This window comes from Saccharicrinis sp. GN24d3 (assembly GCF_052400645.1).
GTDB lineage: Bacteria > Bacteroidota > Bacteroidia > Bacteroidales > Marinilabiliaceae > Saccharicrinis.
Map to the genome: position 1 here is coordinate 429215 of NZ_JBQTGI010000003.1, position 14532 is coordinate 443746.

The following is a 14532-nucleotide window of genomic DNA, read 5'->3' on the forward strand; positions in this document are numbered from 1 at the left end:
TTACGGCATTGTAGGGTTACGGATTTGTAAAAAAAATGTTCATGTTTTGAAACCATACCGCGTAGCGGTTACGGATTGATTAAATGGAAAATTGTATGTAAATTATGATGAATTTAATCTGACATAATTATGAAACCAGGAACTTTCACGCAAATTTATATTCAGTTGGTTTTTTCTCCCTTTCACAGAGAAGCACTTTTAGTTGATAAGATTCGGCCTCGTGTTTTTGAATACATGGGCGGTATTATTCGAACTTTGAACCATAAGTCAATAATAATTAATGGCATGAAAGATCATGTGCATCTTTTGGTCGGATTGAATCCAAAAGTATCTGTTTCGGACACCGTTAAAGAAGTCAAAAGGCTTTCATCGATTTTTATAAATGATTTGAAGGTATTTAATGGAAGGTTTCAATGGCAGGAAGGTTTTGGTGCATTTTCTTATGGTCGATCACAATTAGATGACATTTACAATTACGTAAAAAATCAGGAGGACCATCATCAAAAACAGTCGTTTAAGAAGGAGTATTCGTCTTTTCTAAAAAAATTTGAGGTAGAGTTTGATGAACATTATCTATTTAAATATTTTGAATGAACACACCGTAACCTACAATGCCGGAAAACCCAAGGTGTTCATATGTTAAAACGATACCGCGTGGCGGTTATGGCATTGTAGAACAATGTTACGTTTTGAAACGATACCGCGTAGCGGTTATGGCATTGTAGGGTTACGGATTTGTAAAAAAACGTTCATGTGTTAAAACCATACCGCGTGGCGGTTATGGCATTGTAGAACAATGTTACGTTTTGAAACCATACCGCGTAGCGGTTACGGATTGAATAAATGGAAAATTGCAGATGACCATTCCCTATTTCTCCCTCCTCCTAATAATTTAGTATATTCGTGACAATACATGCGCATGAATAAACAATAAAGCCCTGGCCACAAGTTTCCAACTTGCTTGCGGTATCTATTAACCGGTGAACAGAAAGGTATGCAACACGACAACAATAAATCCGACAAATTTGAAATACTCCGCCAACGGGCAGAAGAGTTAATTAAGCATCAGCCCGTTGGCACAAATGCGGATTCCGCCGACATGCTCGAACTGATCCATGAATTAAAGGTACAGCAGATCGAACTTGAACTCCAGAACGAAGAACTCCGGCAGTCGCGGCAGGAAATATCCGACCTTCAACTGGAGTACGAGAACCTGTACGAGTTTGCCTCCTGCGGTTATATAACCATCAATGCAAAAGGTATTATTACCCGTGCAAACCTGATGACGGTCACGTTATTACAAACGGAACGCCGGTACCTGTTGCATTCAGGGTTCAGCCATTTTATAGCACCGGGCTGGGAAGGTGCCTATCACGAAACCCTTAAAGAATCCATCAAAACCGGGGAGAAACAGCGTATCGAGCTGCCTCTTCAAATCAATGACAACCGGCCAGCGTGGGTATTGGCAGAAATAGAGGCTGATTGTGATGATTCAGGAAAATTGCATCAGTGGCGGCTGATGCTCATAGACATTACCTTACGAAAGCAAAGCGAAGCCATCAATATAAAGAACAAAGAGGAGCTGGACGTTATTTATAAAAATGCCCCAGTTCTGCTAATGCTAATTGATAAAGATAGAAGGATAAAAAAAATTAACAAGTATGGAGAAAAGTATATTGGGGCATCTTCGCATGACCTGATTGGATTACGCGGCGGCGAAGCCATCCGGTGTATACATCATCTTGACCATCCGAAAGGGTGTGGGTTTGGACCTTCCTGTGTTCAATGCCCTATTCGCAATAGGGTAATGGATACCTTTGAAAAAGGGATAACCCATGAAATGAAAGAAGCTTCGTTACCGTTGTTAATAAATGGTGAAGAAAAAGAGGCGACATTCCTGATCTCAACGGCCTTGCTTAGTTTAAAAGAAGAACCTGAAGTCATGTTAAGTATAGTTGATATTACCGAACGGAAACGGATGGAAAAAGCCCTTAGGGAAAGCGAGGATAGATACCGGTCGTTATTTAACAATTCAACCATCGCTGTTAGCATCACATCCCTCTCCGGCAAGGTGCTTAAAGTCAACGATAAAATGTCTGAAATATCGGGATATTCACACGAGGAACTGCAAACTGTTACCACAGATAAGGTATATGTGGATTATAATGACCGCAAGAAATTACTGGAAATCATAGAACAACAGGGGAAGGCAGATGATTTTGAATGCCGGATAAAAGCTAAGAGCGGAAAGCTATACTGGGCCCACATGTCGGTGAAAAAAATCATTTACGGAGGTGAAGATGCGCTTTTAACCTCAATGTTGAACATCACAAAATTAAAGGAAACTGAGAAGTCGCTCAAGGAAAGTGAAGAAAGGTACAGGACCATTTTTGATAACGCCCCCATTGGATTTCATATTCGCGACCTTTCCCATCGAATGATAGATGCCAATCCTGCTTCCTACCACATGCACGGTTATTCCAGGGATGAATTTTTGTCCTTAGATATTCATCAATATATTGGTAAAAATTTATTGGAGAAATTAACCCAAATTACAGAAAAAATTCAAGAAGGTAAATCCGCTCATGTGTATGGAACAAACTATAGAAAAGACGGATCTGAGTTTCAGGTAGAAGTAAAAGTTGTTCCAATTCATTTATACGGGAAAAGACATATGCTTACGATTATACAGGATATTACCGAACTTAAAAAAACGGAAGAAAATTTATTAAGAAAGACGAAGCAGTTACAATCCCATACCCGGCATCTACAATCGGTACGCGAAGAGGAAAGAACGGCTATCGCCAGGGAAATACATGATGAATTTGGCCAGGTATTGGCGGCCCTCAATATGAATTTGTCAACCATAGAACGGGAAATAAAAGATAAAAACAAACCGGTGGATCGGCAGGGAATATTAACCGAACTGAAAGAATCGAAGAATGTATTGACTACAGCCATCAACGACGTAAAAAAAATGATTACCGAGCTCCGCCCGCAGGTGCTTGATGTCTTCGGCGTTATACCGGCCATACAACGGCATCTGGATGAATTCGGGCGAAGGAACAGGGTTCGGACAGATTTTAGCTCGAATATTGATCGTATTGATTTTGATAAAGACTCCAATATCGCACTGTTCCGGATAGTTCAGGAAGTGCTGACCAATGTTGCCAAACATGCAAAAGCTTCCAGGGTAAATATGGTGATTAAAAAAAGTAAAAAATATCTCACGCTTACAATAAGCGATAATGGGGCTGGTTTTGACTTAAATGTACGGGAACAAAAACAATCGTTTGGGTTGCTGGGTATGGAAGAGAGGGTACTTCTGCTGAATGGGGAACTGAAAATAAAAAGCGAAGCAGGACAGGGGACCAATATATGGATTAAGATACCATTGCCGGGAAAACCGCATTGAGAAACGAAAAAAGAAACACCGTGTAATCATTGCATCGCTGGTGCCGATTTGCCCGCCTTCCGCCCATGGCCTAGAGCTAAGGGGTGAACGAATCCTTCCCCCTTGGAAAAGGGGGCGGTCTTGGATCTTTCTTACAACTGTAACTATGCAGGGGGATTGACTTCCAGGGCTGGCACACCACAGCCAATCCGTCTGAAAGGCTCTTATTGTTGCAACCTTATTAATCACCCCCCCTTTCCGCCTGTCGCCCATAGGCTGACGGTTATGGTTGCAGACCGGGAACTTGCCCATAATGACACCCCTCCCGCTAAGGCGGGACATAACATGCCGTAACCGCTACGCGGTAAACTTCGCAACCGTACCACGTTTTCTATAATGCCGGAACACCCACGGTGTTCACGCGTTGAAACAATACCGCGTAGCGCCTGCCTGTCGGCAGACAGGGTTATGACATTATAGAAACTAAGGGTGAATGCCCGTAAATCGTTATAAATCATCTGAATCAGTTCTCCTCCTTACCAAGGAGGAGTACGGTGAGGTACGAACCGGGAGGTGGTTTTCTACTATATTTTAAAATTATCCCAATTGATGCTTCGCCAACGGAGGGGTGAACGGATCCTTCCCCCTTGGAAAAGGGGCGGTCTTTGATCTTTCTGACGATTGTAACTATGCAGGGGGATTGACATTAAGGGTCGGCACTCCAAAGCTAATGCCCCTGAAAGGTTCTTTTTGTTACCACCTTATTAATCACCACCTCCCTTTCCGCCTGTCGCCCATGGCCTGAGGGTTATGACATTATAGAAACTAAGGGTGAATGCCCGTAAATCGTTATAAATCATGAGAATCAGTTCTCCTCCTTACCAAGGAGGAGTACGGTGAGGTACGAACCGGGAGGTGGTTTTCTACTATTTTATTAAAATTATCCCCATTGATGCTTCGCCAACGGAGGGGTGAACGGATCCTTCCCCCTTGGAAAAGGGGGCGGTCTTGGATCTTTCTGACGATTGTAACTATGCAGGGGGATTGACTTCCAGGGCTGGCACACCACAGCCAATGGCATCAGTTCCTCGTGTGGTTTGTTTGTATTCGAATAAAACAAGTATACTTCAAAAATTATTGTATATTTGAAATAGATACCCGTAACACAAATACTAGTATAACACATCTATTCAATACTAAACAATAAACCGACCTATTCGTGATTAAATTACTGATAGTGGATGATCACTTTCTTATCCGGGAAGGATTAAAAAAGACACTTAAAACCGAGAAGGACATTTGGGTTGTTGGCGAATTACAAAAAGGAGCCGAAGCATGTGGTTTTATCCTTAAAAATGAATGTGACCTGATCATACTGGATATTAACTTACCCGACCGAAACGGGCTGGATGTGCTAAAAGATATAAAAACAATAAAGCCCGACATGCACGTCCTTATGCTGAGTGTTAACCCGGAAGAAGAATTTGCTGTCAGGGCTATTAAGGCCGGCGCCTCGGGATACATTACCAAAGACCGGGCACCCGAAGAATTAATTAAGGCCATTCGAAAGTCGATAAGCACCGGACGATATATCAGTGAACAGTTAGCGGAAAAACTTGCATGGGATTTAAACACAGGTTCATCGGAAAAACTTCATGAAAAACTGTCGGACCGTGAATTCCAGATATTATGCCAGATAGGTTCCGGTAAATCAACCAAAGAGATAGCAGCAAATTTAGCATTAGGCATCAGTACGGTCAACACCTACAAATCCCGTATCTTCAAAAAAATGAATTTCGATTCCACTTCCCAGCTTATCCGTTATGTCGTAAAAAACAACCTATAGTCATTTACGCTACATTCTTATCGTAGTTTTAACTACAACAGCCGAGGTTATTTCACTACACGGTATTTCCATGATTATAAATATACTTGCTATCGAGTTTGAAAAAGTATATTAATAATCAATCCAGGTTTATGTTAGAGCATCAGAAAAATGTTTTGAACGGAGTAGTTGATTTCAAAGAACTGTTCAGAAAAGAACTTATGAAATCCATGTTATGGTTAAATGTGAACGAACGGACTATATTGATCAAATGGGTTTGTGATAACTTCCGGAACCGGCACCCCGAAATTTATGAAGAGGTGCTTTGTTTGGGACATGACTGTATCGCACAATCCGGTTCGTAAGTACATGGATAAACGGTTTCATGCCCCAATAAAACACCCTAAATTTTATTAAATATATGAAAAATATCTACGAAGAATTACAAGCCAAAATTCTGATTGTTGAAGACGATGATGAAACTTTAGTGATGCTTCAACACATGTTAGAAAACAAGAATTACACCCTTGTTTCATCCGGTAGTGAACATTCTATTGAAAGTGCCTGTACGGAACAACCCGATGTCATACTGATGAACCTTAAGTTAAAAAACACGACAGGTCTGTTTTTATTAAAAGATATCAAATCAATTCCTGACCTTCAGCGTACCCCTGTGATCATGGTTTCTGAAATTAACACACCCCTGTATTGGGAAGAAGCCTTTAAACGCGGAGCCGCGGCTTATCTGGTAAACCCAGTTCATTTAGACTATCTGGTTAAACGAATAGATAAAATGCTTAAGAGAAGGCAACAAGAAATTACCTATGGGAGTGAGGTGTAACCCTTGGGTAAAACCGGCTTAGTATTAATCCATTTGTAGTCGATTGTGCTACATTTCAATCGTTATTTTACCTACAAAACCCATTGCTATTTAACTACAGGCAAATGCCCGGAATTGTAATATATTTAAAACACCTCCGTGAAGTTCATCAATATAAATATTATTTGTAATACTAAAGATAAAAACAATATAAAATGAACGCTAAGAATGTAGAAGTAATAAACAGCCTGTTCAGCGAAGTTTTGGAAAATCTTGGAAATCCCAATTCCTATCTTCTTACATCCATTATTGCATTGAACAAACTGGCCAAAGTACTGTACAGCCCCGATCTGTACATCTGGACAGAAATACAGATGGGAAATCCCACATATACCACAGTTCTGGAAGATTGGGTACGGTGTTATATTAAAAACAGACAAGAAAAAACAAAAGAGACCAAAGAATTGCTCAAAAAAGCAACCCAACCCATCGATAATCTCGGAATTATTATAGGTAGTCATATCACCCCTGAAGAACTGATGGCCAGATCAAAAGAATCCGGCGGAGGGTTTCGGCATATCGGATTTATAGAAGCCAAATACAAACACCTGTTAAAAACCAATAAAGAAAATCAGGGTGTATACAATAGGTCTCATCTCGCAACCACGCTTTCCATCATTAAGTCGATGGCGTATAGAATGGCCGTTAACAACAGAATTGAAGAATCAATTGCTAAACCATCTTATGCAGAACAGCATGAGTGAGGTGAATATAGCCTTATTAAATATAAATGTACGCAATAAATATAAACTATTTTAAGAAAGGAATAAATCATGAAAAACAAAAGGTTAGGTTCAGATATCTTAGGAAATGACAAGCATTTGACCGGTTCAACAATATCAAGTCGGATTCCGTTGGAAGAAACGGTTTTACAGTCGCCTAAAGCTTATATGTTTAAGTATAATGTTACACATATCAAAAAAATAGGTGTAGAGGTTGAATTGGGCAAGGACGAAGTAATACTAAAAATAACGGGTGAAATAAAAGACCTTCCGGGTAGTTATGCAATCATGGGCGAAACAGAACCCAAAAGCATCCTGATAGAAAAAATAAACATATGGCGCGATATGGATACCAATAACATCCAGACCGTGGTGGATAATGGTGTTTTGATGGTTAATATCCCCAGAATTAAAACTCTTCCTATTAAAGAAGGATACCGCTATACGCCTGAGGTTTGTTTTAAAGAATCTTATTTTGGGTGAATCATGCAGTTGACCCGGGCAACAGAACGCAAAGTTTAATTACTCATTGGGGGAGAAAGCTCAAATTCAAATTTTTTATTGATTTGGTCTGTTATTTTTTTGTTAAAATGGAAAACCGGATGCTTAACATGAATGCTATGCTGGAACATCAAAAAAGGGTTTTAGAAGGTGTAATTGATAATCCCGAACTGTTTAAAAAAGAATTGATAAAATCATCAAGCTGGTTATCGGCCACAGAATATAACCTGCTAAAAAAGTGGGTATACCAGCGTTTTGATCATCGCCATCATGATATTATTGTGGAGGTTTTGGGCGCAAATACCATGGTACAAGATATTCAGTACCATTAAAAAAATGGTGGGATTTGTGTTCTTTAAGGGCCTTTTTATGCGGGGAAACCTGTTAATGAACCATCGAAAAATTTCGCTTCAGATACAAACCGTGTATTAATTTGCAATACTTTAAATTATGCCTGGATTTCTTATTGGAAATAAAGAATCATTTAATTTGGAGAATAGAATATATATTTCCACTTGTTTAGTGGGTGCAGTAGCGGGGATATTAGCTCTCATCTGGGATACTAAACCGGGATTCTCAATAATACCTAATGTTGCAGTTGTCATTGGAGTTGTCACATATGGCGTACTTTATTATTTATCGCGTTTTAAGAAAATATTCAACTCTTTTATCTTCTTTTTTACCACCCTTGGCTTTCTATCTGTTCTGTGGGTGTTGAACGAAGGTTTAACGGGTTCGATACCCGCCCTATATATAGTTTTCACTTCTATATTTATTGGTATTTCCAAAACCAAATACCAATTGCTTTTACTTACAGTTACAATAGCAAACTTTGCCCTGTTAATTATTCTGGAGAACCAGTATTATGATGAGCTGATTATACCTTATCCCAATGTTGAAGCAAAAGAATCGGCGCTGCTATTTGGCTATGTAGCTGCAATTATTGCTGTTTTTTTGATGACAAGCTTTTTGAAAAATACCTACGAAAAGGAAAAGAAAAAGATGATAAATGAAAATTTTGAACTACAGAGACAAAATTCTTCAAAAGACCTGTTCTTTAATATTATGGCGCATGATTTGAGAATTCCTTTCAACGGTATTTTAGGTGCTACCGAATTAATGTGCAATAAATCCAGCAACCTCACATTAGAAGAAATGCGGGAATTTGCGGGATTAATAAATAAGTCATCGGTAAATGCATTCGAACTTTTAGAATCGTTGCTGGAGTGGGGAAAAATTCAACAAGGGAAAATGAATTTGAATCCTCAGACAATTAATCTGAAAGACATGACCATTAAAAGTGTTAACTTTTTCAAAGAAGAATGCAGCAACAAGGATATTAAAATTAGTACTCTGGTACCAGGTGATATCGATATTTTTGCGGATATACATATATTTCAAACCATACAAAGAAACTTAATCAATAACGCCATAAAATTCACACCACAAGGTGGTGAAATCTGCATTTCAACCGAAGACAGCAATAATGGAAAAGTAGCGGTGGTCATTCACGATTCTGGTATCGGCATGAATAAGGAAATGGTGAAGAATCTTTTTAATATGGGAATTAATACGAATAGATGTGGAACAAACGGTGAATCAAGTACCGGACTGGGTTTAATGATATGTAAAAAACTGGCGGAGAAACTGGGAGGCGAGCTTAAAGTCGAAAGTGCATTGAATAAGGGTAGTAAATTTACATTTAATGTACAAAAGAATAATACATCGTTAAATATTAGCAATCTTCGCACTAGCGAAGTCAGGCACTAATCCAACCATAAGCTTCGGTTTGTAAAAGTATACCGGGAAGATTCATTTTTATACATGTCCGTTTTGTCATTACACCGTCCCATGGCTTGCCCAATACATTTGCGCACAAAATCCGGATGTATGGAACCTATGCTCTTAAAAAACGAATCAATCTAATATTAAATTAAAATATTATGAAAACTGTTTTCATGGTAAGCGATCCTCCGCGAAAGTGCGAAATCGCTACCTTCAAGCAAGAACTCTATCATTGAATGGTCGATAATGCAACATCAAAAAAGAACAATAAAAAAAATGCTTGAATAGAGCATGTGAGGATGGTCAACTGTTTTGTCAGCCAGGGGGAATTATCCGACCTGCTATCTTGTATGACAATATATTCACCCCGTCACTTTTCTACAATTTTTAAGAGCGTACCCCGAATTCTCGAAATACGCTCTCTACCGCAGGTTTAAAAACAGTTCTGAATTACGGTAAATATTTTAAACCCGGATTATGTATTAGAACTTCGTCGTGAACATTGAAAGTGCAATCTTACTAGGTTTTCATCGTTATGGTGAGTTGAAGTGAAGCAGCGGTGTGTCTTGTTTTGAAACAATTTCAATGTGTAATAGATTTTCTAATGCATATTGCGGGTTAAACCAGGATTCCCTCCATACAGCTGATGCCTGCTGACATTAAGGATTTATGCAAATTCCTGATGACAGGTCTCGGATTATTCTACGCGATATAGTTTCTTTAATTTAAACACAAATGTAAGATCCATATAATGTTGACTTTTACCATAGTTAGATATCGTATAAGTATATTCTCCATTTGGCGAGTTAACAATTGTAGGTAATTCGATATTATATGTACCCACACCCATGTCAATATCTTTGGTTAAATCGCTTTCGTTCACATCAAGTCTAAGTGTAATATGATCGCTTCCTACTAAATTCGTGTAAGTGCGATTCGTAGTTGTATTATCTGAAAAGTAATGTGTTTGGTTTTGTTTTAGTTTCAAATAAGAGCCGCCATCACTTTGGCTCCAATGAGTTTTGTACGATGAATTTCTTCCGAGCTTACTTTTAATGCTTCCCCATAATTCATTATATTCTCCGGCAGCACCATCACTAAACTTAGGTTTCATGGAACGCAGACGAACGGAAATGTCATATCTAATGTTGTCCGTGCGCGGTATGGCCGTCCTGATAGGATAGGAGGCCGCAAATACGATACGTGCAATCGAGTTGTCGTTAATATATCTCAATTTATAAGAAATCGGCGCTCCCGGGGATTCTTTAGAAAAGTTTCCTCCCTGAACGATATATTTCTTAAAGTCCTGAAATCCGTTTATGGTGGCTCCGGCATCGGATCCTGATCCCCCCAACACATACACTTTCATGGTGGATTTGGCTTTTAAGCTTTCAAAATCGGACGACGTTTCACCTTCCACATCACCATACGAGCCTTCCAGGTAGGCCTGTACCTCAGTTTCTTCCAATTCCGATTCAATAGTGAACAAAGCCATTCGTCCAAAAGTAACAGTGGATATATACATGGGCATCAGCGAACCATAAAGGTTGTTGTTGGATGTATCGTCCGTAAGGTCAGATGGTTCTTGTGGCAAGTCCATATCTAAGGTATAATAGTTTTGAATGAACTTGGCTACAAATCTCGACCTGATTTTTTTATTGGAATAGTCGAAGCTGGAATTAATGTTGCCAAAACCGTTGTCATAGCTGGCCTTTAGAGCAAGCCGTAACTGTTCGCGGCTATATACTTTTTCAACGGTAAAACCGATGTTGGCCGGGGGCACGTCGTATTCCTGGTTCATCAGTGAATTGACAGCCTCACGTACCTCAGACAACTTATCCGGGTTGTCAACAACTACCGAAACCTGACCGGAACCTTGTAGCGAAGTTGAAATGGTAATGGGTTTGCGCTCAACCGGGATAGGGATATAACTACCATCCAGTATACTTTCACCTTTAATCAGTGCTCCCGGATAAATAACATCCGTTTGTGGGTTTAGTACAATTTGCTCGTTGTAACCCGCTGCCACCGTATAATAATCAATGGTGTAGTCATATTCCAGATCTTGGTCCGTGGCGGAACTATCCAATTCTTCGGCTTGTTCCGAAGGGAAAGTTACAGGCGGGAGGTTTAAGATATAGTTGTTGGTAACTTCAGCGGCATTGGGGCCATCATCCTTTTGACAGCTAAATCCAATTAGGGCGATTACTAATAAGGGCAATACTATTTTAATAATATTTGCACCCCATAATTCTTTGTTTGATTTTAAACCTGACTTTTTCATAATAATGGAGTTTGAGATTGTTTTATCCAAAATTACGATAATTGTCATCGAGGAGGGTAACGCACATGTTGCGTGATGTTACACTTATGTTGCATGGGATATAAGTTATAGTATATCAGTGTTTTCCTTAAGTTGACCGGGGGTTGTGTTAAAATAGTTTTTAAATGATTTGTTAAAATATCCCATATTCTTAAAGCCGGTCATAAAGGCAATCTCTGAAATTGTACCCGTATTTTTAAGAATAAGTTCTTTGGCTCGTTCCAGCTTATACTCCCGAATGAATCGACTGGTGGATTTAGCGGTGACCGCTTCCAGTTTTCGGTGCAGTTGACTTCGGCTTAACCCGATAATGCCGGCCAGTTCTTCCACGGAGAAGTTTTCGTTGGAGAGATTGTCTTCGATAGCTTGACATATCCTGGTCATAAAAACCTGATCGAGAGATTTAACCTGAATATTGGCCGTGTTAATTACTAATTCATCCGAATATTTCTCCTTTAACTTATTGCGATGATCCAGCATGTTGTGAATCAGAAGTCTCAGTTCATCAGCATTGAAAGGTTTTGTCAAATAGGCATCTGCTTTTACTTCCAACCCTTCAATACGGTCATCTACCGACGCTTTGGCGGTTAAAAGTATCATAGGGATGTGCGAACTCAATTCGTTGCTTTTTAAGGATTGCACAACTTCAATACCGTTCATCTCCGGCATCATCACATCGCTTACAATTATATCCGGAATGAATAACAAAGCTTTATCCACGCCTTCCCTGCCATTACTGGCTGTAATAATCTGATATTTGTTTTCCAAAATCGAAACAATATATTCAGATACCTCCTGATGGTCCTCGATCACAAGGATTAGGGGCAATGAATTTGTTTGGGAAATTTCGGAAGGCACGGTAAGTTTTTTACCATTGGGTTTATGTTCCTTGCCATTAGGACGTATAGGTGTTATAGCCATGTTTTGCTCGGTAACAGGAAGATTTGTTGGCAGTAATAGTGTGAAGCAAGTGCCTGTTTCCCTGGTGCTTTTTACTTGTATACTGCCCTGGTGCATATTTACAAGTTCTTTGGTAAGAGCAAGGCCTATTCCAGTTCCTTTACCTTGGGAAAACGTATGGGTAGAACCGTAAAAACGGTCAAAGATCAAGGCACAGTCTTTTTCCGGAATAAAGGATCCGCTATTTGTAATGGCAATACTTAATTGATTCGCGTCGGAGCCGGAAGAATCCAGCTGCACTTTTATATGCCCGTTATGGGGTTCGAACTTAAATGCGTTGGACAGAATGTTGTTGAGTATCGTGGCCACGCTTTCGGGATCGTAATGGATCATCCATTGTTCCTTTTCACATTCTATCTCCAGATGAATGTTTTTGGTTTCGGCCAGCGAGTGAAAGGAAAGTACCGTGCTTTTGAACATCGCCACAAAATCACCTTGAATAATACGGAGCGAATACTTACCCGAATCCAGTTTGGATAAGTCGAGTATCTGGTTGATTAACAAAAGCAACCGGTTGGCCTGTTGTTTTACCGTATGCAATGAAGGTTGGAAGGGTTCGGACGCTTTGTTTTTCAGCATTTCGCTCACCGGCCCCAGAATCAGGGTTAAGGGCGTCCTGAACTCATGCGAAATATTGGCAAAAAACCTCGACTTGACCTGGTCCAGTTCTTTTTCGGCCCGCAGTAATTGTTTGTTTTTTCGGTAGGCCTGAACCAAAATTGTTACTACCAGCACACCGACTACCAGGGTTAATATCCAGAAAAACAAAACACGCTGTTGGTTAGATTCCGCTTTCGCATTTTCCTTTTGCAAAACCGTAATTTGTTTCTCTTTTTTTTCGGTCTCGTATTTCGATGTCAATTCGGCAAACTGTCGTTTGTTTTCTTTGGCATGGATACTGTCGCTAAACTGCTTATACTTTTTAAAGTTGCTCAACGCCATTTGGGGATTGTTTAGTGCCTCATAATTTCTCGATATAATTTCGTAGGCGTCCCTCAGTTTATAATTGTCTTCAATATTTTGGGCATGAAGAATACTTTGCTCCAAATTATCAATGGCAGCATGGTACTTTTTCTGTTCTGAGAAACATTCGCCAATCCCGAAATAATTGGAACACTTAAAAAGCGCATCGTCACATTTGTAACTCAGTTTCAGACCTGATTGATAAATTTTTAAAGCTTTTTCATAGTTTTTTGTTCTAAACGCCAATTGCCCCAAAGAGTACATACTCTTGATTTCTTCTTGCGCAAACCCGTTTGCAACCGTAATTTGATACGAAGAATCCAAGTTAACTCTTGCTCTCTCGTAATCAGGAATTTCCAGATATATATCGCCGATAAGGCGATAGGTAATGGCGGTAAACTTAGCGTTATTGTTTTTTTGATGATAGCGTAAACAGGTGTTGAGCAACGCCAGGCTTTCATTATATTTCTTTTGAACGTTATAGATACCTACCAGCATGTTTAACGCATATACTTCCCATTCTTTTACGCCTTTGTTTCTAAAAATTTCCAGGGCTTGTAAAATGTTTGCTGTTGCCAGTTCGTAATTTCCTTTGGACTGATATTCGCTGGATACCAAATATAACGAAGCGCCATAACCCATCGAATCGTTATTGGCTTTGAATATTTTCCCGGCCTCTTGGGCATAGTAAATAGCGCTGTCGTAATTGCCTAGCTCATGTTGAATGTTACCCAGGTTATAGTTTACGGAGGCATCGAGCTGGTAGTTACCCGCCTTTTTGTTGGCATCGCCCGCTTTTAAATAATACGCTGTGGCACGTTCATGGTCTCCCAACTGAAAATATGCATTGGCTGCTCGTTCGTAACCTTTGGCAATTCCTAAATAATAATCGGCTTGATTGGCTGTATATACAGCTTGCTTTGCATATTCAACCGCTTTTTTCGAGTTGTTATAAGTATTTAGGTCACATAAATCAATATACAACATTGTTTTGTCTGTATCATTGGCGGTGGAACGAATGACATTTAGTAAACTGTCATTTTTATTTTTAAACGATTCCTGTGTGGAAGAAGAAATTTTGGAGATTAAAATTGGCGCAGACCACAATATGAGCGTAAGCATGCTAATTAAATTGTAACGCATAAACCAATAATTTAAATGTTAGCAATAGGTAAGCAA

The 14532-nt window shown here is 39.5% G+C and carries 11 protein-coding genes; 9 read left to right on the plus strand and 2 right to left on the minus strand.

Annotated features, from left to right (window positions below):
- Window positions 1-129: 129 nt before the first annotated feature.
- The 9 genes from tnpA to ACT29I_RS06050 all read left to right on the plus strand — a co-directional run bounded on the left by tnpA (window position 130) and on the right by ACT29I_RS06050 (window position 9092).
- The gene (gene tnpA / locus ACT29I_RS06010) at window positions 130-594 is read left to right on the plus strand and encodes an IS200/IS605 family transposase (protein WP_430931314.1); all 465 of its coding nucleotides are present in this window, start codon (window positions 130-132) and stop codon (window positions 592-594) included.
- 400 nt (window positions 595-994) lie between these two features.
- Window positions 995-3415, plus strand: a complete 2421-nt coding sequence (locus ACT29I_RS06015; protein ID WP_444792931.1) for a PAS domain-containing sensor histidine kinase — start codon at window positions 995-997, stop codon at window positions 3413-3415.
- Between the two features lie 1198 nt (window positions 3416-4613).
- On the plus strand, window positions 4614-5240 hold the full coding sequence (locus ACT29I_RS06020) for a response regulator (RefSeq protein WP_444792932.1): 627 nt from the start codon (window positions 4614-4616) through the stop codon (window positions 5238-5240).
- A 131-nt stretch (window positions 5241-5371) separates the two neighbouring features.
- Window positions 5372-5584, plus strand: a complete 213-nt coding sequence (locus ACT29I_RS06025) for a hypothetical protein (RefSeq protein WP_430931317.1) — start codon at window positions 5372-5374, stop codon at window positions 5582-5584.
- A gap of 56 nt (window positions 5585-5640) precedes the next feature.
- The gene (locus ACT29I_RS06030) at window positions 5641-6060 is read left to right on the plus strand and encodes a response regulator (RefSeq protein ID WP_444792933.1); all 420 of its coding nucleotides are present in this window, start codon (window positions 5641-5643) and stop codon (window positions 6058-6060) included.
- A 194-nt stretch (window positions 6061-6254) separates the two neighbouring features.
- Window positions 6255-6803, plus strand: a complete 549-nt coding sequence (locus ACT29I_RS06035; protein WP_444792934.1) for a hypothetical protein — start codon at window positions 6255-6257, stop codon at window positions 6801-6803.
- 69 nt (window positions 6804-6872) lie between these two features.
- The gene (locus tag ACT29I_RS06040; RefSeq protein WP_430931320.1) at window positions 6873-7304 is read left to right on the plus strand and encodes an Hsp20 family protein; all 432 of its coding nucleotides are present in this window, start codon (window positions 6873-6875) and stop codon (window positions 7302-7304) included.
- A 119-nt stretch (window positions 7305-7423) separates the two neighbouring features.
- Window positions 7424-7654: a hypothetical protein gene (locus ACT29I_RS06045; protein ID WP_444792935.1), complete on the plus strand. Its 231-nt coding sequence runs from the start codon at window positions 7424-7426 to the stop codon at window positions 7652-7654.
- A 118-nt stretch (window positions 7655-7772) separates the two neighbouring features.
- The gene (locus ACT29I_RS06050; protein ID WP_444792936.1) at window positions 7773-9092 is read left to right on the plus strand and encodes a sensor histidine kinase; all 1320 of its coding nucleotides are present in this window, start codon (window positions 7773-7775) and stop codon (window positions 9090-9092) included.
- 712 nt (window positions 9093-9804) lie between these two features.
- Here the strand turns inward: ACT29I_RS06050 and ACT29I_RS06055 are convergent.
- Window positions 9805-11391: a thiol-activated cytolysin family protein gene (locus ACT29I_RS06055; RefSeq protein WP_444792937.1), complete on the minus strand. Its 1587-nt coding sequence runs from the start codon at window positions 11389-11391 to the stop codon at window positions 9805-9807.
- A gap of 105 nt (window positions 11392-11496) precedes the next feature.
- On the minus strand, window positions 11497-14496 hold the full coding sequence (locus ACT29I_RS06060; RefSeq protein WP_444792938.1) for a hybrid sensor histidine kinase/response regulator transcription factor: 3000 nt from the start codon (window positions 14494-14496) through the stop codon (window positions 11497-11499).
- Window positions 14497-14532 lie beyond the last annotated feature (36 nt).

What these genes read in the sequence shown, in the direction of transcription:
- ACT29I_RS06045 (WP_444792935.1), top strand. Translation starts at nt 7,424, where the DNA reads ATGCTTAACATGAATGCTATGCTGGAACATCAAAAAAGGGTTTTAGAA.
- ACT29I_RS06030 (WP_444792933.1), top strand. Translation starts at nt 5,641, where the DNA reads ATGAAAAATATCTACGAAGAATTACAAGCCAAAATTCTGATTGTTGAA.
- ACT29I_RS06050 (WP_444792936.1), top strand. Translation starts at nt 7,773, where the DNA reads ATGCCTGGATTTCTTATTGGAAATAAAGAATCATTTAATTTGGAGAAT.
- ACT29I_RS06015 (WP_444792931.1), top strand. Translation starts at nt 995, where the DNA reads ATGCAACACGACAACAATAAATCCGACAAATTTGAAATACTCCGCCAA.
- ACT29I_RS06040 (WP_430931320.1), top strand. Translation starts at nt 6,873, where the DNA reads ATGAAAAACAAAAGGTTAGGTTCAGATATCTTAGGAAATGACAAGCAT.
- ACT29I_RS06055 (WP_444792937.1), bottom strand. Translation starts at nt 11,391, where the DNA reads ATGAAAAAGTCAGGTTTAAAATCAAACAAAGAATTATGGGGTGCAAAT.
- ACT29I_RS06060 (WP_444792938.1), bottom strand. Translation starts at nt 14,496, where the DNA reads ATGCGTTACAATTTAATTAGCATGCTTACGCTCATATTGTGGTCTGCG.
- ACT29I_RS06025 (WP_430931317.1), top strand. Translation starts at nt 5,372, where the DNA reads ATGTTAGAGCATCAGAAAAATGTTTTGAACGGAGTAGTTGATTTCAAA.
- ACT29I_RS06035 (WP_444792934.1), top strand. Translation starts at nt 6,255, where the DNA reads ATGAACGCTAAGAATGTAGAAGTAATAAACAGCCTGTTCAGCGAAGTT.
- tnpA (WP_430931314.1), top strand. Translation starts at nt 130, where the DNA reads ATGAAACCAGGAACTTTCACGCAAATTTATATTCAGTTGGTTTTTTCT.